The following is a 23433-nucleotide window of genomic DNA, read 5'->3' as shown; positions in this document are numbered from 1 at the left end:
GTGGGGGAGGCGCCGGACGCAGTTCGCCCGGTGACGGGACGGTTTACACAGGAATATCCGTCTCAAGTCAAGAAGAAAATCCTATCACGGTGTCAGTCCGGCCGGCGATTTACGCTGGACGCCTTCCGCCGCTAGGCTGCATGGCCCGCCGCCCGAGGAATGCCGCCCATGTTGCCTCGCCTGCTTGCCCGCTGTCTTTGCGCCGCCGCGCTGTTGTTGCTGGCGCAGCCCGCCCGGGCGCAGACGGTGCTCAACGTGTACAACTGGTCGGACTACATCGACCCCTATGCCGTGGCGCGCTTCCAGCAGGAAACCGGCATCCGCGTCCGCTACGACGTGTTCGACAGCCTGGAAACGCTGGAAGGCAAGCTGTCCGCCGGCCGCTCGGGCTATGACATCATCGTGCCGACCAGCGAGCCCACCTTCGCGCGGCTCGCGCGCGCCGGCGCGCTGCTGCCGCTGGACCGCGGCAAGATCCCGAACTGGAACAACCAGGACCCGGCCTTGCTGCGGCGCGTGGAAAGCAGCGACAGCGGCAACCGCTTCGGCGCCATCTACCTGTACGGCACCATCGGGCTGGCCATCCGGCCCGACCGGGTGCGCGCGCTGGCGCCCGATGCGCCGCTGGACAGCCTGGACCTGCTGATGCAGCCGGACAACGCCAGGCGGCTGTCGCGCTGCGGCATCGCCATCATGGACAGCGCCATCGACGTGCTGCCCAGCGTGCTGCGCTGGCGCGGCCGCGACCCCAACAGCACCGACCCGGCCGACCTGCGCGCGGCCGAGGAATCGCTGATGGCGATCCGCCCCCACCTGCGTGCCATTGTCGCCAGCGGCAACATCATGGACGCGCTGGCCAGCGGCGAATACTGCGTGGCGCTGACCTATTCGGGCGACGCCATCCAGGCGCAGGCCCGCGCGCGCGAGGCCGGGCGCGGCGTGGACATCGGCTTCATCCAGCCCCGGCAGGGCGCGCAGCTGTGGTTCGACATGCTGGCCATCCCGGCCGATGCGCCCAACCCGGACGCGGCCCACGCCTTCATCAACTTCCTGCTGCGGCCGGAGGTCATGGCCGGCATCACCAACCAGGTGCGCTACCCCAATGCCGTGCCGGCGGCGACGCCGATGGTGCGGGAATCCGTGCGCAACGACCCCAACGTGTACCCGACGCCGGAGATGCTGGCGCGCACCTTCGCGGTCGGCGCGCTGGCCCCGGCCGCCGAGCGCGCGCGCTCCCGCAGCTGGAACCGCGTCAAGGCCGGGCGCTGACATTTGACCCTTCTGCGCATCGCCGGGCTGTGCAAGCGCTTCGGCAACACGGCCGCCCTGCAGGGGCTGGACCTCGAGGTGGCGGAAGGCGAGTTCCTGACGCTGCTCGGCGGCTCCGGCTCCGGCAAGTCCACGCTGCTGCGGCTGGTGGCGGGGTTCGAGCGGCCGGATGACGGCACCATCCTGCTGGACGGCCGCGACCTGGTACCGCTGCCGCCGCATGCGCGGCCGCTGAACATGATGTTCCAGTCCTACGCGCTGTTTCCTCACATGGATGCCGCAGCCAACGTCGCCTATGGCCTGAAGCGCGACGGCGTGCCCCGCGCGGCGCGCAACGCCCGGGTGGCCGAGGCGCTGGCGATGGTGGGGCTGGAAGTGCTCGGCGGGCGCCTGCCGCACCGCTTGTCCGGCGGCCAGCAGCAGCGTGTGGCGCTGGCCCGCGCCCTGGTGCGCCGCCCGCGCCTGCTGTTGCTGGACGAGCCGCTGGCGGCGCTGGACGCCGGGCTGCGCGAACGCACGGGGCTGGAGCTGCGCGCCCTGCAGCGCCGCACCGGCGCCAGCTTCGTAATGGTGACGCATGACCAGCAGGAGGCCCTGGCGCTGGCCGACCGTGTGGCGGTGCTGGAAGCCGGGCGGCTGGTCCAGCTTGGTCCACCGCGCGCGGTGTATGACCGGCCGGCCACGCGCTTCGTGGCGCAGTTCCTGGGCGCCGCCAACGTGCTGGAAGGCGTGCCGGATGGCGGCGGCGGTCTGTTCTGCCCCGGCCTGCGCGCCGTGGTGGTGCCGGAGGAGATGCCGCGCGGCACCACCGCCTGCGCCCTGCGCGCCGAGCGCATCCTGCTGGACCCCGCCGCCGCCGGCCCCAACACCAGCCCCGGCGTGGTGGAGGAACTGGCGTTTCGCGGGGAAGGCAGCCTGCTGCTGGTGCGCGCGCCCGGCGGCGCGCTGCTGCGTGTCAGCCACCCCGGCGCGCCGCCGCAGCCGGGTGCCGCGGTGCAACTGCGTTGGGAGGCGGCGGCCCTGGTGCCGCTGCGGGAATGATGCGCCACCGGCTGCTGCGCCTGCTGCCCGCCCTGTGGCTGGCCGCCTTTGTGGCCGTGCCGCTGGCGGTGGTGGCGGTGCTGGCCGTGTCGCAGCCCGGCACGGGCGTGCCCCCCTTCGTGCTGCCCTATACCCGCGCCGGCGGCTGGCAGCCGAACTGGGAGCCTTTCGCGCTGCTGGTGGCCGATGGCTACTACCTGGGCGCTTTGGGGCAATCGCTGCGGGTGGCCGGCATCACGGCGGCGGTGTGCCTGCTGCTGGGGTTCCCGATGGCGCTGGGCATCGCGCGCGCCGCGCCGCGCTGGCGGGGGCCGCTGCTGCTGGCGGTGCTGCTGCCGTTCTGGACCGGCTTTCTGCCACGCATCGGCGCCTGGACCGGGCTGCTGCGGGACGAGGGCTGGGTGAACGGCACGCTGCGCGCGCTGGGCTGGATCGATGCGCCGCTGCCGCTGCTGTATTCCGACCTGGCGCTGTTTCTCGGCATGGTGCACGCCTACCTGCCCTTTGCCGTGCTGCCGCTCTACGCCAGCCTGGCGCGGCTGGACCCGGTGCTGGAGCAGGCGGCGGCCGACCTCGGCGCCGCGCCCTTCACGGTGTTCCGCACCGTCACCCTGCCGCTGGCCTGGCCCGGCGCGCTGGCGGCCTTTCTGCTGGTGTTCATCCCCGCCGCCGGCGAATACGTCATCCCCGAGCTGCTGGGCCCGCCGGAGGCGCTGCTGGTCGGCCGCGCGTTGTGGCAGGAATTCTTCCAGAACCGCGATTGGCCCACCGCCGCCGCGCTGGCCGTGGCTTTGCTGCTGGTGCTGCTGGGGCCGATCCGCTGGTTCCAGAAGCTGGAAGCGCGGCGATGAGGCGCCTGGGCCTGTGGCTCGGCCTCGCCTTTCTGTGGCTGCCGGTGTTGCTGCTGGCCGGCTACGCCTTCAGCGACAGCCGCATCCCCTTTCAGTGGGGCGGTTTCTCGCTGCGCTGGTTCTACGCCCTGGCGGAGGATGCGCGGCTGCGCGAGGCCGCCTGGCTGTCGCTGCGCATCGCCGCCGGCGCCGCCACGCTGGCGGTGGGGCTGGGCGGTGCCATCGGCTGGGTGCTGGCGCGGCACGGACCCTTCGCGGGGCGGCCGCTGCTGGGGGGGCTCGCCGGCGCGCCGCTGGTGCTACCGGAGGTGGTGACCGGCCTGTCGCTGCTGCTGAGCTTCGTCCTGCTGCAGAACTGGACCGGCTGGCCGGCCGAGCGCGGCGCCCTGACGGTGCTGCTGGCCCATGCCACCACCGGCGCCGCCTATGCCGCCGTGGTGATCCAGGCGCGGCTGGCGGGCATGGACGGGCGGCTGGAGGACGCGGCGCGCGACTTGGGTGCCACGCCCGCGGTCGCCTTCCGCACCATCACCCTGCCGCTGATGCTGCCGAGCCTCCTGGCTGGCTGGCTGCTGGCCTTTACGTTGTCGCTGGACGACGTGGTGGTGGCGTCCTTTGTGTCCGGCCCCGCCGGCACCACGCTGCCGATGCTGGTGTTGTCCAGGCTGCGGCTGGGCTTGACGCCGGAGATCAACGCGCTGGCGGTGGTGATCCTGCTGGCGGCCGGGGTCGCGGCGGGCAGCGCTCTGCTGGCGCTGCGCCGCAGGCCGCCCGGGCCCCCGGGGGTGTGACGGGGGCGCCGCGATGTGCATGATGCGGGCTGAACGGGGGGACGGACCATGAGAGCGATTCCGATCCTGGCATGCTGCGCGGTGTTGCTCGGCGGCTGCCAGTCGTTGCTGCGGGAAGGCTCGGCCGACGTCGCCGGTATCGCCGGCGCCGCGCTGTCGGACGCGGTGACGGATAACGGCGCCGTCACGGCCGGCATCGGCCTTGGCGTGCGCTCGCTCGCCGCGGCGGGGCTGGGCTATGCCGAGCGCCGGGCGCAGCGCGCGGAACAGGACATCATCGCCAAGGCGGCCGGCCAGATCGAGGTCGGCGGGGTGGCCGACTGGGGCATCCGGCAGAACCTGCCGATCCAGCCCTCCCGCGCCGGGCGGGTGACGGTGGTGCGCGAGATCGACGCGCTGGGCCATGCCTGCCGGGAAATCGTCTTTTCCGTGTCCTCCGACGTCAAGGAGGAGCCGGATCGCGCCTATTACACCGCTGCCGTGTGCCGCAACGGCAGCACCTGGAAGTGGGCCAGCGCGGAGCCGGCGACGGAGCGCTGGGGAGCCTTGCAGTGAGGCGTGCCGCGCCGCTGCTGGCGGCGGGATTGCTGCTGTCGGGCTGCGGGTCGCTGGGCGGCATCGTCGGCGGCGTGTCGGGCACCACCACGGGCATCGCCACCGGCAACGCGGCGGTGGGCTATGCGGTGGGCGTCGGCATCCGCGCCGTGGTAGACAGCACCGTGAAGTATGTTCAGCGCAACATGGCGCGCAGCGAGCAGGACAGCATCGCCGCCACCGCCGGCGCCATTCCGGTCGGCACCGTGGCGGACTGGAAGGTGGAGCACGCGCTGCCCTTCGGCATCGGCGATGCCGAGGGCCAGGTGCAGGTGACGCGCGTCATCGACAACGCGCTGACGAACTGCCGCGAGGTGGCGGTGACGGTGGTGGACGGCAAGGACATCGTGCTGCTGATCACCACCGCCTGCCGCCAGCCCGACGGGCGGTGGGGCTGGGCGGGGGCGGAGCCCTCGGTGGACCGCTGGGGCGCGCTACAACGCTAGCACCGGGCGCCGCAGCGGCGACAGGTCGGGGTCCGGGTCCGGCATCGCCGCCAGCAGCATCTTCGCATAGTCGCTTTGCGGGGCGGTGAAGACCGCCTCGGTCTCGCCCTGCTCCACCAGCCGGCCGTGGTGGATCAGCGCCACGCGGTCGCAGATGTAGCGGATGACGCCGAGGTCGTGGCTGATGAAGAAATAGGTCAGCCCCAGGCGTGACTGCAGGTCGTGCAAGAGGTTCAGCACCTGCGCCTGCACGGAGACATCCAGCGCGCTGGTCGGCTCGTCGAGGATCAGGAAGTCCGGCTTCGGCGCCAGCGCGCGGGCGATGCCGATGCGCTGCCGCTGGCCGCCGGAGAACTCGTGCGGATAGCGGTTCAGATGCGCCGTGGTCAGCCCGACCTGGGCGAGCAGCTCCGCCGCGCGGTCGGTGCGCTGGCGGGGCGAGAGCCCCAGCTTGGCGTGGTGGATCTCCAGGGGTTCCGCGATGATGTCGCGCACCGTCATGCGCGGGTTCAGCGAGGCATAGGGGTCCTGGAAGACGATCTGGATGCGCGCGCGCATCGCCTGCATCTCGCGCGCCGAATGGCTAGTCAGGTCCACGCCGTCATAGACGATGCGCCCCGACGTCACCTTCTCCAACTGCAGGATGCAGCGGGTGAGGGTGGTCTTGCCGGAGCCGCTTTCGCCCACCAGCCCGAAGCTTTCGCCGCGGCGGATTTCCAGACTGACGTCGCGCAGCGCCTGCACCGGGGCCGCGCGGTCGAACAGCCCGCGCCGCGCGCCGGGGAATTCCTTTACGACATGCTCGATGGCCAGCACCGTGCCGCCGGGGGCGGCGCGCGGTGGCGGCGGCGCCAGCGCCTCGGCCGCCAGGGCGCCGCCGGCCAGCCCGCGCAGCTCGCCGCGCTTCATGCTGGGCTTGGGCACCGAGGCGAGCAGGCCGCGCGTGTAGTCGTGCCGGGGGTGCTTCAGCACGTCCCGCACCGGGCCGGATTCCACGATGGCGCCGGCATACATCACCGCCACATGCGTGCAAAGCTGCGCCACGACGCCGAGGTTATGCGTGATGAAGACGACGCCGAGGTCGTGCTCCTCGACCAGCCCGTGGATCAGCCGCAGGATCTGCGCCTGTACCGAGACGTCCAGCGCCGTGGTCGGCTCGTCGGCAATCAGCAGCTCCGGCCGGCCGATCAGCGCCATGGCGATCAGCACGCGCTGCTTCATGCCGCCGGAGAACTGGTGCGGGTAGTCGTTCACCCGCTCGGCGGCATTGGCGATGCCGACCTTTTCCAGCATCGTGACCGCGTGCTTCTCCGCAGCAGCCCGGCGCTCGCGCCGCGACGCGCCGGGCGGCAGGCCCAGCAGCGCGGGGTCCTGGCGGGACGCATGCATCGCCACGTCGACGAGCTGCGTGCCGATGCGGAACACCGGGTTCAGGTTGGTGGTGGGGTCCTGGAAGATCATGCCGATGCGGCGGCCGCGCAGGCGGCGCATCGCCTCTTCCGACTGCTGCAGCATGTCCTGCCCGCCGAAGCGGATGCTCCCCTTGCCATAGCGCCCCGGCGGCGTGGGCACGAGGCGCGACACACTGAGGCCGGTGAGCGACTTGCCCGAGCCCGTCTCGCCCACGATGCCCCAGATCTCGCCGCGCTTGACGGCGAAGGAGACGCCTTTCAGCACCTCCACCTCGCCCTCGAAGGAACGCATGGCGAGGTGCAGGTCGTCGACCCGCAGCAGGGTGTCGTCGGTCATCAGCGGCGGGCCTTCGGGTCCAGCAGGTCGCGCAGCCCGTCGCCCAGCAGATTGAAGCCGAACACGGCGAGGAAGATGGCGAGGCCGGGGAAGATGGCGGTCCACCAGTAGTCCGGCATGTTCACCCGCGCGACCGAAAGCAACGAGCCCCATTCCGGCGTCGGCGGCTTGACGCCGATGCCGATGAAGCCGAGCGAGGCGACGGTGAGGATGGCGAAGCCAGCATCCAGAGACATCTTCACGATGATGGGCGAGACGATGTTGGGCAAAATATGCCGCCACAGCAGCCGCCCGGTGCCCGCCCCCATGGCGCGGGAGGCCAGGACAAACGTCTCCTCCCGCTTGGCCATCACCTCGCCCCGCACCAGCCGCGCGTAGCCGGGCCACCAGGACAGGGCGATCGCGAAGATCATGTTGCCGATGCCGGGGCCGAGTGCCGCCGCCACCGCCATGGCCAGGATCAGCCCGGGGATGGTCAACTTCAGGTCGGCGATGCGCATCAGCACCTCGTCCACCCAGCCGCCGAAGAAGCCGGCCAGCGCGCCCACCAGCACGCCAAAGGCCGCACCCACCGCCACCACCGCCATGCCGGCCAGCAGCGAGATGCGCGCGCCGGCGATCACCAGGGAAAATACGTCCTGCCCCAGCTCGTTGGTGCCGAACCAGAAGCGGGCGGAGGGCGGCAGCAAGCGCGCTCCGGTATCGACCATGCCGCGGATATGCTGCGGATAGGGGGCGAGGTGCTCGCCGCCGATCGCCAGAACCAGCAGCGCCAGCACGATCAGCAGGCCGAGCACCGAGACCCAGCTTTGCCGGAAGCGGTAGAAGGCGCGCTGCCAGGCCTCGACGCGGGGATGCAGGGTGGCGCTCACTGAAAGCGGACCTTCGGGTTCAGCAGGCCGTAGAGCAGGTCCACGATCAGGTTGACGGTGATAAAGATGGCGCCGATGCACAGCGTGACGCCGATGATCGGCATGAAGTCCTGCGTCAGCACCGCCTGGGTGGCGTAAAGGCCGATGCCCGGCCAGTCGAACACCGTTTCCACCAGCACGGTGCCGCCCAGGAGCCAGCCGAAATACAGGCCGATGACGGTGAGCGTGGCGGAGACGGCGTTCTTCAGCACGTATTTGAACAGGATCAGCCGCTGGCCGAGGCCCAGCGCGCGCTCCGTCAGCACGTAGTCCTGCTGCAAGACCTCGATGGTGGATGCCCGCATCATCCGCATGATGGTCGCCAGCGGCGACAGCGCCATGGCGATGGCCGGCAGCGCGAGGTGCGACAGCGCGACGCCCAGGGCATGGAACTGCCCGGCCGCCAGCGCATCGACCGTCAGCAGCCCGGTCAGAAAGGGCGGCGGATCCTCGATCAGCGGAAAGCGACCGGACAGCGGCAGCCAGCCCAGCCACATGGCGAAGACCAGCTGAAACACCAGTCCCAGAAAGAAGCGCGGCATGGAGATGGCGCCGAGCGACACGGTGCGGGACAGGAAATCCGGCCAACGGTTGCGGAACACCGCCGCCATCAGCCCTAGCGGGATGCCGAGGCCGATGGCCAGCACCATGGCCGCCAGCACCAGCTCCAGCGTCGCGGGGAGATAGGCGCCGAGGTCTTCCAGCACCGGGCGGCGGGTGAAGATGGACACGCCCCAGTCGCCCTGCAGGATGCCCGTCAGGTAGCGCCAGTATTGCACGGGCAGCGGCTGGTCGAGCCCGAACTCGCGCGCCACCGAGGCCACATCCGCCGCCGTCGCGTTGGGCCCCGCCGCCAGCGTCACCGGGTCGCCCGGCAGCAGCCGGGCAATGGCGAAGACCAGCATGGATAGGCCCAGCAGCACGGGAACCAGCAACAGCACCCGGCGGAGGATGTAGCCGAACACCCGATCAGCCCCCCTTCTTCAACCGAGCGACAGGGGGAACAGCTCGATGGCGTTGGACGCCACCGGGGTGAAGCTGAAGCCCTTCACAGTGCTGCGCATCGCCAGCTTGCGCTTCTCCAGCACACCGAAGATGTCGCAGCAGTCCTCGACCACCAGACGCTGGAACTTGACGTAGAGTTCGTCGCGCTTGGCGCGGTCGGTCTCGCCCCGTGCCGCGGTCAGCACCGCGTCCACCTCGGGGTTGGAATAGACCGGGTTCTGCCAGTTGCCGTTGCGCGAGGAATGGTAGCCCGCATAGGCCAGGTTGTCCGGGTCGCCGTAGTTGGCGGTCTGGTAGACCGGGAAGAAGTCCGGGAAAGTCTCGGGCGAGCGGCAGGCGGCGACCATGTCCGGCCAGATCATCGGCTTGATGTCCAGCTCGATGTTCAGCGCGCGCAGGCTGTCCAGCATCACCAGCGCCCAGCGCCGCTGCTGCTCCAGACCCGAGACATGCACCATGGTCAGCTTGATGCCGCCGTTGGGGGTGCTGGACTTGGCCAGGAACTCCTTGGCCCGCGCCAGGTCGGTGCGGTAGACCGGCAAGTCCTTGTCGAAGCCCTCGATGCTGGCGGGCAGGGGGCCGGTCATCAGGTCGGCATAGCCCGCCACGTCCAGCATGCCCTGGTAGTTGAAGGCGCAGGCGATGGCGCGGCGCAGGTTGGCGTCCGCCAGCGGGCCGTGGCGGGTGTTCATCTTGATCTGGAAGGTGCGGTACTCGGGCTCGATCACCAGCTCCACGCCGGGGCGGCCCTTCAGCGCGTCCATGTCCTCGCTGGTCAGGTCCACCGCGATCTGGGACTCGCCGCGCTGCACCATCAGCCGCTGCGTCGCCGTTTCCCGCGTGATCTTCCAGATGGCGCCGGTCAGGTTGCCGCCGCCCTTCTTCCAGCCATCCGCCACGCGCTCGAACTGGTACAGGTTGCCGGCCTCGGCGCGGCTGATGTTGAAGGCGCCGGAGCCCGCGATATTGGTGCGCAGCCAATTCTGCCCGTCATCTGTGCCCTTGTTGGCTTCCACCAGCTTGGGGTTCACCACCCAGACCCAGGGTAGCACGGACAGGAAGGGCACGAAGGGCTGCAGCAGCTTGATGCGCACCGTCGTAGCATCCACCGCCTCGATGCCGGCGGGGTCGACGATGCCGGCCACCATCCAGGCATTGCCGCGGTTCAGCCGCAGCAAACGCTCGAAGGAATACTTCACCGCCGCCGCGTCGACCGGGCTGCCGTCATGGAACTTGGCGGCGGGGTCGAGCTTGAAGGTGTAGGAGCGGCCGTCCTCGGCCATGGTCCAGGACTGCGCCAGATGCGGCACGGGCTTCGGCGGGTTGCCTTCCACGCGTACCAGAGAGTCGTAGACGTTGCGCATCGCCATGGCGGTGGAATAGCCGCTGGCCAGATGCGGGTCGAAGTTCGGGATGTCCTGGTTGGAGGTGATCACCAGGATGCGGCGGGACTGCGCCTCGGCGCGCGGCCCGAAGGCCATCCCCGCCACCAGGGCGGCGCCGCCGGCGATGGCGCCGCGTCGTGTCGTGCTCAGCATGTCACTCACTTTCCGTCTGGTGGGGGATCAGGCCGTGGCGGCCGGTTCGGGAAGGGCATAGTCGCGCGCGGCACTCTCGGCCGAGACGAGGCCGTTTTGCACGTCCCGTGCCAGAGCATCGCGGTCCCGCTCCGCGGGTTCGCCGAAGCCGGAGCCGCCGGCCAGGATGATCTCGACGATCTGCTCGGGCGTGTCGATCTGCACCAGCGTGCCGGTGCCGCAATCCATCACCTCCTGGCCGGCGGCGTCCAGCACGCGCCCGCGCGCTTCGCCACCCGCCTTGCCGCCGAAGAGGCCCGCGATGGGATTGCCGACGCCCTCGGGATAGACCGAGACCAGGGTGGGCAGCCCGTCCGCCTTCAGCTTGCGCACCCGCACGCGCTGGCCGAGGCCGCCGCGATGCCTGCCGGCGCCGCCGGAGTCACAGATGAAAGCCTTTTCCAGCACCACCACCGGCACGCGGGCCTCGAACAGCTCGATGGAGGTGTTCGCCGCCGAGGTCGGCCACAGCAGCCCGCTCTTGCCATCGCCCTGGGCCGAGGCGCCCTGGCCGCCGCCGACGAAGAGCAGGTCGGAATAGGTGCGGCCCGTCTCGTCCTGGCCATAGATGTTGGCGGCCATCGGCAGGCCGGTATTGGCCTGCACCTGGCGCGGCGCCGCATCGGCCAGCGCGCGAAAGATGTTGGGCGCCAGGTACCAGCCGGTGCGGGTACGGATGTTCACCGCCGCCGGCCGCTTCGGGTTCAGGATCGATCCTTCCGGCGCCTTGACGCTGAAGGGGCGGTAGCAGCCGGCATTGCCGCGCACAGCCGGCGTCAGCATGCACTTCAGTGGGTAGGTGGCGTGGGCGCGGGTGTAGTTCATCGTGCTGTTCAGCCCGCCCTGCGGCAGCTGCGGCGGCGCGCCCTCGAAGTCCAGTTCGATCTCGTCGCCGCGCACGGTCAGCTTCAGCGGATAGTCCAGCCGCTGGCCCAGCGGGTTGTTCCAGATGGTGCTGTTGTATTCACCGTCCGGCAGCGCGCGGATGGCGTCGCGCATCGCCTTTTCGGAGCGGCCCTGCACCACGGCGGCGAGTGCCCGCAGGTCGCTCATGCCATAGTCGCGCATGAAGGCCAGCAGCCGCTCGGCGCCCAGGGCGTTGGCGGCGACAAAGGAATGGATGTCGCCCAGCACCTGCTCGGGGTTGCGGACGTTCTCGGCCAGCAGGCGGGTCAGGCTTTCGTTGGGCTTGCCGGCCTCCACCAGCTTCATCGGCGGGATCTGGAAGCCTTCCTCGAAGATTTCTCGCGCCCGCAGCGAATCCTTGGTGCCGCCGATGTCGGAGACATGGCCCACCGTGCCCATCAGCCCCACCACCTTGCCGTCCAGGAAGACGGGGGTGACGATGGCGATGTCGAACAGGTGGCCGGCGCAGAGCCAGGGGTCGTTGGTGATCAGCACGTCGCCGGGCGAGAGCGTCTCGGCCGGGTAGCGTTCCAGCAGCGCCTTGACCGCCAGCGGCAGGGTCAGGTTGAACACCGGCATGGCACGCGGCGAATGCGCCAGCGTCTCGCCTTCCGGGTCGAGCAGCTCGGTCGCGAAGTCCTGGCTTTCCGAGATGACCAGCGAGAAGGCGGTGCGGCACACCGTCAGCCACATCTCCTCCACCACCGTGATCAGCCGCGACCACATGATCTCCAGCGCGATCGGGTCGGCCTCGATGCGGGCCACGGCCTGGGCCAGCGGCATGTCGGCGGTGATGCTCTCGTCGGCCTGGGCGGTGGCGGCGATGCTGATCCGCAGGTTCAGGCTGGCATCCACCTCCACGCTGTCGCCGGGCGCGACGATGGTGGTGGATTCCCGCTCCTCAATGATCGCGGGGCCCTGCAGCGTGAAGCCGGCGGCCAGCGCGTAGCGGTCATAAACGGTCGTGTCGTGCCAGCCGCCCTCGAACCAGGCGCGGCGGCTACCCTTGACGGCCTGGGAGGCATCGGCGCCGCCGGTCGCCCCGCTCAGCGAGAGCTGCGGCACGGGGCCGACCACGCGCAGGCGGAAGTTGATCGCCTCCATCCGCGCGCCGTCATAGACCGAGGTGAAGCGGGCGGCATAGGCGGCGGTGAAGGCCGCGCGGATCGCCTCCAGGCTGTCCTGGCCGATCGTGCCGCCGGGCAGCGCCACGGCGATGTCGTGCATCTGGCCCACCAGCCGCATGTCGGCGCTGCGCTCCACCGTGATGTCGGCGGCGGAAACGCCGGCCGCCAGCAGGTGCTTGCGGCCCTCGGCCTCCAGCGCGTCCAGCACGGCGTTGACGCGGGCGGCGTCGAAGCCCGGCGAGAACTCCACCGGCAGTGACTGCACGCTCTCGAAGGACAGCGGCGCAGCTAGGAAGCCGAGCGCCGAGGCGGCACCGGAGGCCGGCGGGATGATCACCTCCCGCACGCCCAGCACGCGCGCCACGTCGGCGGCATGGGCGGGGCCGGCGCCGCCGAAGCCGACCATGGCGTAGCGGCGCGGGTCCTTGCCCTTTTCCACCAGGTGCACGCGGGCGGCGGCGGCCATGCTCTCGGTCACCACCTTGTGGATGCCCCAGGCGGCTTCCGGCACGGACAGGTTCAGCGGCCCGGCGACGGTCTGCATGGCCGCCTCGCAGGCCGCCATGTCCAGCTTCATGCGGCCGCCGAGGAAGAAGGCGGGGTCGTAGTAGCCGAGGATCAGGTTGGCGTCCGTCACCGTCGGCTTGCTGCCGCCCATGCCGTAGCAGGCGGGGCCGGGGTCGGAGCCGGCGGAATGCGGGCCGACCTTCAGCAGCCCCACCTCGTCGATCGCGGCGATAGAGCCGCCGCCGGCGCCGATCTCGATCATGTCGATCACGGGGGCCTTGATCGGCAGGCCGGAACCCTTGCTGAAGCGGTGCACGCGCCCGGCTTCCAGCATGGGCGCGATCTCGACGCGCCCGTCCTCGACCATGCAGGCCTTGGCAGTGGTGCCGCCCATATCGAAGGAGATGACGTCCTTCTTGCCCGCCAACTCGCCGAACAGGGCGGTGGCGAGGCCGCCGCCGGCCGGGCCGGATTCCAAGAGGCGGATGGGGAAGGCGCGCGCTGTCTCGGGCGAGACCAGCCCGCCCGCCGAATGCATCAGCCGCAGCGCGCCGGTGAAGCCGCGCGAGGCCAGCTCGCGCTCCAGCCGTTTCAGGTAGCGGTCCATCAGCGGTTGGACATAGGCGTTGGCGCAGGTGGTCACCGCGCGCTGGTATTCCCACAGCTCCGCCACGACCTCGGCGGAGAGCGAGACCGCCAGCTCCGGGAACTCGGCCCGCGCGATGCGGCCGATGGCCTGCTCATGCGCCGCGTTGCGGTAGGCGTTGATCAGGCAGACCGAGACCGCCTCGCAGCCTGCATCCAGCAGGGTGCGGAGCGCGGCGCGCACGCCGTCCTCGTCCAGCGCCTCGATGACGTTGCCGTCGCGGTCCATCCGCTCGGCCACTTCCAGCCGCAGGTCGCGCGACACCAGCGGCGCGGGGAAGCCGAGGAACAGGTCATAGATGTCGTAGCGCTGCTCCGTGCCCATCTCCAGGATGTCGCGGAAGCCCTGGGTGGTGATCAGCCCCACCTTGGCGCCCTTGCGCTCGATGACGGCGTTGGTGACCAGCGTGGTGCCGTGGACGATGTCGCCCACCTCAGCCAGCCCGATGCCCTCCATCGCCACCAGCTCCTCCAGCCCCTGCAGGGCGGCGGCCGACGGGTCGTGCGGCGTGGTCAGGCGCTTGTGCAGCCGCACGCTGCCGCGCGCGCCGTCATACAGAATGAAGTCGGTGAAGGTGCCACCGATGTCGAAGCCGATCCGCCAGCGGGAAGAGGTCTGGGTCATGCGAAAGCGTTCCTTCAGGCGGCCCGGCGGGCGGCATGCCAGGGGTCGTCCACCAGGGTGGCGATCTCCTGCGCTTCCGCCTGCAGGGCCTGCAGCATGGCCTGCCGTTCCGAGGCGGAGACGGTGGCAATGGGATAGACGAGGTTGAGGCTGAATTCCTCGCCGGTGGCGCGATCCCCCACCGCGACGGCAAGGCCGCCGACGCCGGGGTTGGCTTCCTCCAGCGAGGTGGCGAAGCCCTGGCGCCGCACCTCGGCCAGCAGGGCGAGCAGGGCGCTCATGTCCTGCGGCGAATGCGGGCTGGCGGGGCGCAGCGGTTCGGGGTGCAGGGCACGCACCTGGGCATCGCCGCGCCGCGCCAGCAGGGAACGGCCGGTGGAGGAGGCGAAGGCGGCCAGCCGGCGGCCGATCGGCGTGCCGACGCGCAGCGTGCTGCTGCCCTCATGGTGCGCCACGCCCACCACATCCGCGCCATCCAGCACGGACACATAGCCGGTGTGGCCGAAGCGGCGCGACAGCCGCCCCACAGCCTCGTCCGCCCGCGTCAGCAGGGAGGAGGCGCGGCGGTAGGTCTGCCCCAGCTCGAACACCATGATGCCCGGGCGGTAGCGGCGGGACGCGGGGGCCAGCTCCAGGAAGCCGGCATCGCGCATCGCCCGCAGCAGGCGGGAGGTGCTGCTCTTCGGCAGGCCGAGGAGCGCGACGATCTCGGTCAGCGTCAGTTCCAGGCGCTGCGGCGTGAAGCAGCGCAGGACGTCGGCGGCATTGGCGAGGGTGGTCATGCCAGTTCCGAAAAATGGAACCATGGTTCCGGTTTCCAGCAACGGTGCAGAATTTGCTGCCCGGCTTCAAGCGGTTTTATGGCGCCAATCTGCATCGCCTGCGCTGTGGTGCCTGCAAGCCGTGCAGTCGGCGCCGCTTTGACAGGCAACAGGCGATTGCAGTGGCATGGGACGGCGCGGCAGGCGCAGACTGCGCCCGTGGTCGACCCGGCTGATGCTGCTTGGCCTGATTGTCTTCCGGCACAGCATGGTTCCGGGCCTCCGCCATCGCATCGCGCCCCCCAGGGCGGGCGCAGGAGGAACGACATGAGCCGATACAACCCTTCCTATGGTGGCCTGCCCGTGCCGCTCGGCACCACCGGCGAGCCCGCCGTGCGGCGGATCGACACCGCCGCCGTGTGGCGCGCCTTGTCGCTCGGCTGGCGGGATTTCCGGGAAAACCCCACACAGCTGGTGTTCCTGGCGGTGATCTACCCGGTGATCGGCCTGCTGGCCGCGGGCTATGCCTCGGGGCGCGACATGATGCCCATTGTCTGGCCGCTGCTGTCCGGCTTCGCGCTGGTCGGGCCGGTGGCGGCGCTGGGCGTCTACGAGATCAGCCGGCGGCGGGAGCGGGGGGAGCAGGCGTCCTGGGTGAATGCCTTTGACGTGCGGCATTCGCCCTCGCTGCCCTCCATCCTGGCACTCGGCGTGGTGCTGCTGGCGGTGTTCGTCGCCTGGCTGTTCACCGCCCGCGCCATCTTCGACGGCACCTTCGTGGCCATGCCGGTGGCGGCGGGGCCGGGCGAGTTCCTGCGGCAGGTGCTGCGCACGCCGGAAGGCTGGCGGCTGATGCTGCTGGGCAACGGCATCGGGCTGCTGTTCGCCGCCACGGTGCTGGCGCTGACGGTGGTGTCCTTTCCCCTGCTGCTGGACCGCCCGGTGGGCATGGCGGCGGCGGTCCGTACCTCGTTGCGGGCGGTGGTGCTGAACCCGGGGCCGATGCTGCTGTGGGGCGCGCTGGTGGCGGCCATCCTGGCGGTGAGCAGCATCCCGCTGTTCGTCGGGCTGGCGGTGGCGGTGCCGGTGCTGGGCCACGCCACGTGGCACCTGTACCGGGCGGTGGTCCCGCGCTGAGCGGGCCTGCCCGGCGCGCGGCGGGTTGTCGCGCGCCGGGCAGGGGGGTAGGGTCCGCGCGCCCTTCGTTCCGGATTGTCGCGCACCATGAACCTGACCGCCGAGCGGCTCGACCGCATCGCCCCTTCCCAGACCATCGCCATCACGGCGAAGGCTCGCGCGCTGAAGGCGGCGGGCAAGAACATCATCAGCCTGTCGGCCGGCGAGCCGGACTTCGACACGCCGCAGAACGTCAAGGACGCCGCGATCCGCGCCATCCAGGCGGGTGACACCAAGTACACCGACGTGGCCGGCACCAAGGCGCTGCGCGAGGCGGCGGCGGGCTACTTCAAGCGCGAGCACGGCATCGACTACAAGCCGGAGGAGATCGTGGTTTCCACCGGTGGCAAGCAGGTGATCTTCAACGCCATGCTGGCCACCATGGGCCCGGGCGACGAGGCCATCATCCCCGCCCCCTGCTGGGTGTCCTACCCGGATATCGTGGCGCTGGCCGAAGGCAAGTCGGTGATCGTGCCGGCCGGGCAGAACCAGGGCTTCAAGATCACGCCCGAGCAGCTCGAGGCCGCGATCACGCCCAAGACCAAGTGGTTCATCCTGAACAACCCGTCCAACCCCACGGGCGCCGCCTACAGCGAGAGCGAGCTGAAGGCGCTGGCCGAGGTCCTCTTGCGCCACCCGGATGTCTGGGTCTTCACGGACGACATCTACGAGAAGCTGGTCTATGGCGGCTTCCAGTCCAAGACCATCGTGGAGGTGGAGCCGCGGCTGCGCGAGCGCACCATCACCATGAACGGCTGCTCCAAAGCCTGGGCCATGACCGGCTGGCGCATCGGCTTCGCCGGCGCGCCGGTGGCGCTGATCAAGGCGATGGACAAGCTGCAGGGCCAGTCCACCTCCAACACCTCCTCCATCTCCCAGGCCGCCGCCGTCGAGGCGCTGAACGGCCCGCAGGAGGAGCTGGAGCAGATGCGGCAGGTCTACGAGAAGCGGCGCGACCTGGTGGTCGGCCTGCTGAACAAGGCCGCGGGCATCCATTGCCTGGTGCCGGAAGGCGCCTTCTACGTGTTCCCCTCCGTGCATGCCTGCCTGGGCAAGACCGCCGCCTCGGGCAAGAAGATCGACACGGACGAGCAGTTCGTCACTGCGCTGCTGGAAGATGAGGGCGTGGCCGCCGTGCACGGCTCGGCCTTCATGTTCCCCGGCCACTTCCGCATCAGCTACGCGACCGACGACGCCTCGCTGATCGAGGCCTGCACGCGCATCCAGCGCTTCTGCGCCGGCCTGAAGTGACATGCTGACCGGGGTTCGCTTCCGCCCTGCGGCGGAAGCGGATTTCGAGGCGCTGCACGACCTCTCCGCCCGCACCCTGCGGCCGCATCTTGAGCGGATTGGGCGCTGGGATCCGGAGCGGCGGCGGCGCAACGCGCGCCGCGCCTTCGAGGCCGGCGGGATGCGCGTGATCGAACGTGATGGCGCCATGCTGGGCTGCGTCGGCTTCCGCCGTCATGACCGCCATGTCGAGATCAACGGCTTCTTCCTGGAGCCGCACGCCCAGGGTCAGGGCCTCGGCAGCGCCATCCTGCGCGCGCTGGTGGCCGAGGCTAGCGGTCTGCCGGTGCATCTCGAAGTCCTGAAGCAGAGCCCCGCCGCGCGGCTCTACGAGCGCGTCGGCTTTGTCCGCGCCGCCGAGCAGGACTATGACTGGCTCTACGTCCTGCCCGCCCTTCCGGAGACCACCCGACCGATGCCCGCCCTCGCCGAACGCCTCAAGGATGTCACCGTCTCGCCCATCGTCGCGATGAGCTCGCGCGCCCGCGTGCTGAAGGCGGAAGGCAAGGATGTCATTAGCCTGGCCGTGGGCGAGCCGGACTTCCCCACCCCGCCGCACGCGGTGGAGGCGGCGCACCAGGCGGCGCTGGCGGGCGACACCAAGTACCCCGCCCAGGATGGCGGCGTGCCCCTCAAGAAGGCGATCCAGGCCAAGTTCAAGCGCGAAAACAACCTGGACTACGCGCTGGACGAGATCTGCGTCTGCAACGGCGGCAAGCAGGTGCTGATGAACGCCCTGCTGGCGACCGTCAGCCCCGGTGACGAGGTGCTGATCCCGGTGCCCTACTGGGCCAGCTACGGCGAGATGGTGAAGCTGGCCGGCGGCACGCCGACCTTCGTGAACTGCCCGCAGAACAACGGCTTCAAGCTGCGGCCCGAGGACCTGGAAGCGGCCATCACGCCGCGCACCAAGATGCTGATGCTGAACTTCCCGAACAACCCCACCGGGGCCGCCTGTTCGCGCGAGGAGATGCAGGCCATCGCCGACGTCATGCTGCGCCACCCCGACGTCTGGGTGCTGACCGACGACATGTACGAGCACTTGGTGTTCGACGGCTTCGGCTTTTGCACCATCGCCGAGGTGGAGCCGCGCCTGAAGGACCGCGTCATCACCGTCAACGGCGTGTCCAAGACCTATGCGATGACCGGCTGGCGGCTGGGCTATGCCGGCGGCCCCAAGGCGTTGATCAAGGCCATGGTCAACATGCAGGGGCAGGTGACCAGCGGCGTCAGCACCATCAGCCAGGCCGCGGCGGTGGCGGCGCTGACCGGCCCGCAGGAGCTGGTGCGCGAGCGCGCCGAGGTGTACCGCGCCCGCCGCGACCTGGTGGTGGAGCTGCTGAACCAGGCGCCCGGCCTGACCTGCGCCAAGCCGGAAGGCGCCTTCTACGTGTATCCCAACGTCGCCGGCTGCCTGGGCAAGACCACCGCCGGCGGGCGGCGTATCGAGACGGATGCCGACTTCGCGCTCGCCCTGCTGGAGGAGAAGCTGGTCGCCACCGTGCATGGTGCCGCCTATGGCATGAGCCCTTACCTGCGCATCTCCTACGCGACCGACACGGCAAGCCTGCGCGAGGCCTGCGCGCGCATCCGGGACTTCTGCGGCAGCCTGTCGTGACCGCCATCATCCGCGACGGGCGGGACGAGGACGAGGCCGGCTACATCCGCCTGATCGGCGACGCCTGGGCCGAGTACCCCAACTGCATTCTCGACGTGGATGGCGAGGTGCCGGAACTGCGTGCCCTGCACAGCTACTTCGGCAAGGCGGGCGGCAGGGTCTGGGTGGCGGAGGAGGGCGGGCGCATCGTCGGCATGGTGGCGACGCGGCCGCTGGGCTCCGACCACGCCTGGGAAATCTGCAAGATGTACGTGGAAAAGTCGCAGCGTGGCACGGGCCTCGCGCACCGGCTGCTGGGCGGCGCCGAGGCACATGCCATGGCCGAGGGCGCCGAGCGGCTGGTGCTGTGGACCGACACGCGCTTCGACGCCGCGCACCGCTTCTACGAGAAGCGCGGCTACGTGCGCGCCGGCTCCATCCGCATCCTGGACGACATCTCCAAGTCGCTGGAGTTCCGCTACGCCAAGCCGGCGCATGGCGTGGTGGTGGAAGCGCTGGACGCCGCCGCCGCCGCTTCCGCCGAGCGGCGGCTGGCGGAGATCCTGGTGGCCTGCGTGGATGATGGCGCCGCCGTGTCCTTTCTGCCGCCCTTGCCGGTGGAAACCGCGCGCGCCTTCTGGCGCCGCGTGTCGGGCGACGTGGCGATGGGCAAGCGGCTGCTGCTGGTGGCCTGGGTGGATGGCCGCATGGCCGGCACGGTGCAGCTGGACCTGGACACGCCACCCAACCAACGCCACCGCGCGGAGCTGGCCAAGCTTCTGGTGCACCCCGAGTTCCGCCGCGCCGGCACCGGCCGCGCCCTGATGCAGCGGGCGGAACAGGCGGCACGTGGCATCGGCCGCACGCTGCTGACGCTCGACACCCGCGCCGGACATGCCGGCGAGGCGCTGTACCGCGAGCTGGGCTGGCGCGAAGCCGGGCGCATCCCCGGCTTCGCGACGGATGGCACCGGCGCGCTGCACGACACGGTGCTGTTCTTCAAGCCGCTGTAGCCGGCCTGCGCGGCGCGCTGCCCTGACCCGAAGCAACCGCGCAGCACGCCCGTCGTTTTGTCGCTGATCCCATCAACATGTTTGAGGACAGCAACATGACCGACATCCGACAGGCCCGTATCCTGGTGCTGGCGACCGACGGCTTCGAGCAGTCCGAGTTGCTGGTGCCGGTGGAGCAGCTGCGCGCCAAGGGCGCCACGGTCGAGGTGGTGTCCCCCGAGAAGACCATGGAGCCTGGCCAGATCACCGCCTGGGATGGCGAGGCCGAGAAGCCCGGCTGGGGCAAGCTGGTGAAGGTGGACCGCAAGCTGGCCGAGGCCAAGGCCGAGGGCTACGACGCCATCGTGCTGCCCGGCGGCCAGATCAACCCGGACAAGCTGCGCACCGAGCCGCAGGCCGTGAAGCTGGTGCAGGACTTCGCGGCGCAGGGCAAGGTGGTCGCCGCCATCTGCCACGGCCCCTGGCTGCTGGCCGAGGCCGGGCTGGCCAAGGGCCGCACCCTGACCTCCTTCAGCTCCATCAAGACGGACATGAAGAACGCCGGCGCCAACTGGGTGGACCAGGAAGTGGCGACGGACAAGGGCATCGTCACCAGCCGCTCCCCCGCCGACCTCGATGCCTTTGTGGCGAAGATCGTCGAGGAAATCGCCGAGGGCAACCACGGCGACCGCCGCGCGGCCTGACCGCCTCACTGGCCGAGGAAGGGTTCCAGCGCCGCCAGAACGGCGTCTGGGGCTTCCTCGGCCAGGTAATGGCCGCTCGGCACCGGCTGGCCAGACACCGGGCCTGCCGCGTACTGGCCCCACAGCGCCAGCGGGTCGTACCATTCGCCGATGCGGCCCTTGCCGCCCCACAGCACCAGCAGCGGGCACTGCACGCGTTGCCTGGCCGCGCGGCTGGCACGGTCGTGTTCCAGGTCAATCGTGGCGGCGGCGCGGTAGTCCTCGCAGATCGCCGTCACGGTGCCGGGTGCACGCAAGGCGGCCAGGTAGTCTGCGCGTGCCTCGGGGTGGAAGAAGGTCGCATCCTTGGGCTCGCGCCCGGTGTGCAGGTCGAACCAGTCCTCGATGTCGCGCAGGATCATCCGCTCCGGCCGGTCATGCGGCTGGGCCAGAAAGAACCAGTGGTAGTAGCCCATGGCGAAGGCCATGTCGGTGCGCTCGAAGTGTTCCAGCGTGGGCACGATGTCCATCACCGCCAGCCGTTCCACCGCGTCCGGCGCATCCAGCGCCAGCCGGTGCGCCACGCGCGCCCCCCGGTCGTGGCTGACCACGCCGAACCGGGGAAAGCCGAGCTGCCGCATCAGTTCCAGCATGTCGGCCGCCATGGCGCGCTTGCTGTAGGCGAGGTGGCTGGCGCTCGCCGGCGGCTTGCCGGACAGGCCGTAGCCGCGCAGGTCAGGGCAGATGACGGTGTGGTGCCGCGCCAGCTGCGGCGCCACCTTGTGCCACATCGCATGGGTCTGCGGGTTGCCGTGCAGCAGCAGCAGGGGAGGGCCTTCGCCACCCCGGCGCAGGCGCAGCGCCTGGCCGGAAACCTCGCGATGGTCCAGCGTGAAGCTTGGGAAGAACACGCGCGCCTCCTACAGCAAGAGGGTGTACAGGCCGGCACCGATGCCCAGCACCGCGCTGACCATGGACAGTCCCGGCCAAGCCGGGCGAGGGCCACGCAGCGCCAGCAGCAGGTTGAAGGCCAGCGACAGCACGAAGCCGATCGCCACCTGGGTCCAGGGCCGCATCACCAGACCCCACACCAGCAACCCCATCCACAGCCACAGCGCCAGCAGCGCCAGATATTTCCAGACGGTATCGGCCGCCTCGGACTCCGGGCGCAGCTCCGGCACGTTGGAGCGGGAATGGATGAAGGCGGCCCCGGACAGCAGGATCAGGGCGGGCAGAAAGGGATCCATGCCGCTTGCGGTAGCCTTTGCCGCGGGACTTGCCAAGCCTGCGGCGGAAACCCCCGCGGGTCGCCTTCCGTTCCATCCGCATCACGCGAAGGGAAGATCCATGACCAAAGTTGTCTACCATGTCGTCGAGCACGACGGCGGCTGGGCCTACAGGGTGGGGGACGTGTTCTCCGAATCCTTTCCCAGCCACGACGCCGCCGCCGCGGCGGCCCGCAGCGCCGCCGCCAAGCAGCAGCAGGGCAGCGAAACCGAAGTGATTGAATACCAGGACCGCAAGGGTGCCTGGCATACGGAAACGGCGCGCGGCGACGACCGCCCGGAAACCGCTGTCGAGGAATAAGCGCCACCCCGGCCCGGTGCCGGGGGCACAAACGACAACGGCCCGGCTTGCCGATGGCAAGCCGGGCCGTTGTCACGTGGCGGGACCAGTACGCGGCCCGCCATGGTTCAGTGGCTGGGAAACTGCCGCAGCAAGGCCAGCAGCTCGTCGGGCACCGGCTCCTTCAGGGCCTCGTCGTAGCGGTCCTTCAGATTGCGCTGGGTCCACTGCTCAAGGGCGCGTTGTTCGACCGGTGCCGTCCTCGAATAACGCTTCATAGCTTCACCGTCTTTCCTGCCTGGAGCCTGCATCGGGTCACAGCGCCGTGACGCCCCTTGGAATGTTGCATTCCATCAACACAGCAAGGCGCCAGGAGTTCCGCAACGCAGCGCAGCCTTTTGCGCTGTGTCGCGCGAAGCACAGTTCAGCCGGCGTTCAACGCCGCCAGCTCGCTCACCAGGAAGTCGCGGAACACGCCGACGCGCTTGGAATGACGCATTTCCTCCGGGTACACAAAATAGGCATCGATGCGGGGTGACTTCAGGTCGGTCAGCACCGCCGTCAGGTCGCCCAACTCCTGGTTCATGTAATCCGGCATGGCGGCCAGCCCCAGCCCGGCGCGCACGGCATACAGGATGGCGGGCAGGCTGTTGACCTCCACCGCCGCGCGGCGCGGGCTGCCGGCGCGGCGCCCGGCCTCCACCAGCCAGTTGATGCTTTCCACCGGCGGCCGGTAATCGCCGTAGACGATCAACCGGTGGGTATCGAGATCCTCCGGTCGCTGCGGCATGCCGGCACCCTTCAGGTAATCCGGGGAGCCGACGATCTTGTAGCCGAAGGTCGCGATATGCCGCTGGATCAGGTCCGGCTGCTTGGGCGGATGCATGCGGATGGCGACATCCGCCTCGCGCATCGCGAGGTCCAGGTCGGAATCGTCCAGCAGCAGCGTGACCGTCACGTCCGGGTTCAGCGTCATGAACTTGCGCAGCCGCGGCGCCAGCCAAGTCGCGCCGAAGCCCGTGGTGGTGGTCACCTTCAGGCGGCCCGCCGCGCGCTCGCGGCTTTCGGTCAGCAGCGCCTCGGTCATCGCCAGCTTGGCGAAGACCTCCCGCACCGTCCGGTTCAGGCTTTCGCCCTGCTCTGTCAGGATCAGGCCGCGCGCGTGCCGGTGAAACAACGGCACCTGCAACGCCTCTTCCAGCGCCTGAATCTGGCGGGACACGGCGGACTGGCTGAGGTTCAGCGACTCACCCGCATGGGTAAAGGAGCCGGCCTCGGCGACGGCATGGAAAACGCGGAGCTTGTCCCAATCCAGCGGCATGGC

At 70.1% G+C, this 23433-nt stretch carries 22 protein-coding genes and 1 pseudogene; 13 read left to right on the top strand and 10 right to left on the bottom strand.

Going from position 1 to position 23433, the window contains the following annotated elements; genetic code table 11:
- The first annotated feature begins 168 nt into the window (after window positions 1-168).
- The 6 genes from IAI59_RS15630 to IAI59_RS15605 are packed head-to-tail and all read left to right on the top strand — an operon-like array spanning window position 169 to window position 4992.
- The gene (locus IAI59_RS15630) at window positions 169-1269 is read left to right on the top strand and encodes a polyamine ABC transporter substrate-binding protein (RefSeq protein ID WP_207418927.1); all 1101 of its coding nucleotides are present in this window, start codon (window positions 169-171) and stop codon (window positions 1267-1269) included.
- Window positions 1270-1272: 3 nt separating this feature from the next.
- Window positions 1273-2310 carry an ABC transporter ATP-binding protein gene (locus IAI59_RS15625; protein WP_207418928.1) on the top strand — a complete coding sequence of 346 codons (1038 nt, stop codon included), beginning with the start codon at window positions 1273-1275 and terminating at the stop codon, window positions 2308-2310.
- A complete protein-coding gene (locus IAI59_RS15620; RefSeq protein WP_237180898.1) occupies window positions 2307-3161 on the top strand; it encodes an ABC transporter permease in 855 nt (284 codons plus the stop codon). The genes IAI59_RS15625 and IAI59_RS15620 overlap by 4 nt, the downstream gene beginning before the upstream one ends.
- Window positions 3158-3952 (top strand): ABC transporter permease, encoded by a 795-nt coding sequence (locus IAI59_RS15615; RefSeq protein ID WP_207418929.1) that lies wholly within the window; start codon window positions 3158-3160, stop codon window positions 3950-3952. The genes IAI59_RS15620 and IAI59_RS15615 overlap by 4 nt, the downstream gene beginning before the upstream one ends.
- 48 nt (window positions 3953-4000) lie before the next feature.
- Complete coding sequence (locus tag IAI59_RS15610) at window positions 4001-4507, top strand: hypothetical protein (protein ID WP_207418930.1); 507 nt, start codon at window positions 4001-4003, stop codon at window positions 4505-4507.
- Window positions 4504-4992 (top strand): hypothetical protein, encoded by a 489-nt coding sequence (locus IAI59_RS15605; protein WP_207418931.1) that lies wholly within the window; start codon window positions 4504-4506, stop codon window positions 4990-4992. Before IAI59_RS15610 ends, IAI59_RS15605 begins: the two co-directional genes overlap by 4 nt.
- On the opposite strand, the gene IAI59_RS15600 is transcribed toward IAI59_RS15605, so the two are convergent.
- The 6 genes from IAI59_RS15600 to IAI59_RS15575 are packed head-to-tail and all read right to left on the bottom strand — an operon-like array spanning window position 4981 to window position 14826.
- A complete protein-coding gene (locus IAI59_RS15600; protein WP_207418932.1) occupies window positions 4981-6741 on the bottom strand; it encodes an ABC transporter ATP-binding protein in 1761 nt (586 codons plus the stop codon). The two genes, IAI59_RS15605 and IAI59_RS15600, sit on opposite strands and share 12 nt — an antisense overlap.
- Entirely contained in the window at window positions 6741-7613 is an 873-nt protein-coding gene (locus IAI59_RS15595; RefSeq protein ID WP_207418933.1) for an ABC transporter permease, read from the bottom strand. The genes IAI59_RS15600 and IAI59_RS15595 overlap by 1 nt, the downstream gene beginning before the upstream one ends.
- Window positions 7610-8617: an ABC transporter permease gene (locus tag IAI59_RS15590; protein WP_207418934.1), complete on the bottom strand. Its 1008-nt coding sequence runs from the start codon at window positions 8615-8617 to the stop codon at window positions 7610-7612. Before IAI59_RS15590 ends, IAI59_RS15595 begins: the two co-directional genes overlap by 4 nt.
- 18 nt (window positions 8618-8635) lie before the next feature.
- Window positions 8636-10195 carry an ABC transporter substrate-binding protein gene (locus IAI59_RS15585; RefSeq protein ID WP_207418935.1) on the bottom strand — a complete coding sequence of 520 codons (1560 nt, stop codon included), beginning with the start codon at window positions 10193-10195 and terminating at the stop codon, window positions 8636-8638.
- A 27-nt stretch (window positions 10196-10222) separates the two neighbouring features.
- Window positions 10223-14044, bottom strand: a complete 3822-nt coding sequence (locus tag IAI59_RS15580; protein WP_207418936.1) for a hydantoinase B/oxoprolinase family protein — start codon at window positions 14042-14044, stop codon at window positions 10223-10225.
- Between the two features lie 14 nt (window positions 14045-14058).
- Window positions 14059-14826, bottom strand: coding sequence for an IclR family transcriptional regulator (locus IAI59_RS15575; RefSeq protein ID WP_207418937.1), 768 nt, complete (start codon window positions 14824-14826; stop codon window positions 14059-14061).
- A gap of 306 nt (window positions 14827-15132) precedes the next feature.
- Here IAI59_RS15575 and IAI59_RS15570 point away from each other — a divergent pair, with 306 nt between their 5' ends.
- The 6 genes and pseudogenes from IAI59_RS15570 (at window position 15133) to IAI59_RS15550 (ending at window position 20564) form a co-directional block, all read left to right on the top strand.
- Entirely contained in the window at window positions 15133-15942 is an 810-nt protein-coding gene (locus IAI59_RS15570; protein ID WP_207418938.1) for a DUF2189 domain-containing protein, read from the top strand.
- An 87-nt stretch (window positions 15943-16029) separates the two neighbouring features.
- Window positions 16030-17232: a pyridoxal phosphate-dependent aminotransferase gene (locus IAI59_RS15565; RefSeq protein ID WP_207418939.1), complete on the top strand. Its 1203-nt coding sequence runs from the start codon at window positions 16030-16032 to the stop codon at window positions 17230-17232.
- Between the two features lies 1 nt (window position 17233).
- Window positions 17234-17620, top strand: a pseudogene (locus IAI59_RS23070) (GNAT family N-acetyltransferase); the annotation flags it as partial.
- Window positions 17621-17686: 66 nt separating this feature from the next.
- Complete coding sequence (locus tag IAI59_RS15560) at window positions 17687-18889, top strand: pyridoxal phosphate-dependent aminotransferase (RefSeq protein WP_237180912.1); 1203 nt, start codon at window positions 17687-17689, stop codon at window positions 18887-18889.
- Window positions 18886-19881: a GNAT family N-acetyltransferase gene (locus IAI59_RS15555; protein ID WP_207418941.1), complete on the top strand. Its 996-nt coding sequence runs from the start codon at window positions 18886-18888 to the stop codon at window positions 19879-19881. The genes IAI59_RS15560 and IAI59_RS15555 overlap by 4 nt, the downstream gene beginning before the upstream one ends.
- Window positions 19882-19976: 95 nt before the next feature.
- Entirely contained in the window at window positions 19977-20564 is a 588-nt protein-coding gene (locus tag IAI59_RS15550; RefSeq protein WP_207418942.1) for a type 1 glutamine amidotransferase domain-containing protein, read from the top strand.
- A gap of 5 nt (window positions 20565-20569) precedes the next feature.
- Here IAI59_RS15550 and IAI59_RS15545 read toward each other — a convergent pair whose 3' ends face one another.
- Together IAI59_RS15545 and IAI59_RS15540 are read right to left on the bottom strand one after the other, a co-directional pair.
- Window positions 20570-21454 (bottom strand): alpha/beta fold hydrolase, encoded by an 885-nt coding sequence (locus IAI59_RS15545; protein ID WP_207418943.1) that lies wholly within the window; start codon window positions 21452-21454, stop codon window positions 20570-20572.
- 9 nt (window positions 21455-21463) lie between these two features.
- A complete protein-coding gene (locus IAI59_RS15540; RefSeq protein ID WP_207418944.1) occupies window positions 21464-21790 on the bottom strand; it encodes a multidrug DMT transporter permease in 327 nt (108 codons plus the stop codon).
- Between the two features lie 100 nt (window positions 21791-21890).
- On the opposite strand from IAI59_RS15540, the gene IAI59_RS15535 reads away from it, so the two are divergent.
- Window positions 21891-22130, top strand: a complete 240-nt coding sequence (locus tag IAI59_RS15535) for a DUF2188 domain-containing protein (protein ID WP_207418945.1) — start codon at window positions 21891-21893, stop codon at window positions 22128-22130.
- A 107-nt stretch (window positions 22131-22237) separates the two neighbouring features.
- Here the strand turns inward: IAI59_RS15535 and IAI59_RS15530 are convergent, their stop codons facing one another.
- Together IAI59_RS15530 and IAI59_RS15525 are read right to left on the bottom strand one after the other, a co-directional pair.
- Window positions 22238-22387, bottom strand: a complete 150-nt coding sequence (locus tag IAI59_RS15530) for a NepR family anti-sigma factor (RefSeq protein WP_207418946.1) — start codon at window positions 22385-22387, stop codon at window positions 22238-22240.
- A 146-nt stretch (window positions 22388-22533) separates the two neighbouring features.
- Window positions 22534-23430, bottom strand: a complete 897-nt coding sequence (locus tag IAI59_RS15525; RefSeq protein WP_207418947.1) for a LysR family transcriptional regulator — start codon at window positions 23428-23430, stop codon at window positions 22534-22536.
- Window positions 23431-23433 lie beyond the last annotated feature (3 nt).

The sequence above is a fragment of the Roseomonas haemaphysalidis genome, assembly GCF_017355405.1.
GTDB classification, from domain to species: Bacteria; Pseudomonadota; Alphaproteobacteria; order Acetobacterales; family Acetobacteraceae; genus Pseudoroseomonas; species Pseudoroseomonas haemaphysalidis.
The sequence above is the reverse complement of the archived record's forward strand: the minus strand, read 5'-3'. Positions and strand labels throughout refer to the sequence as shown.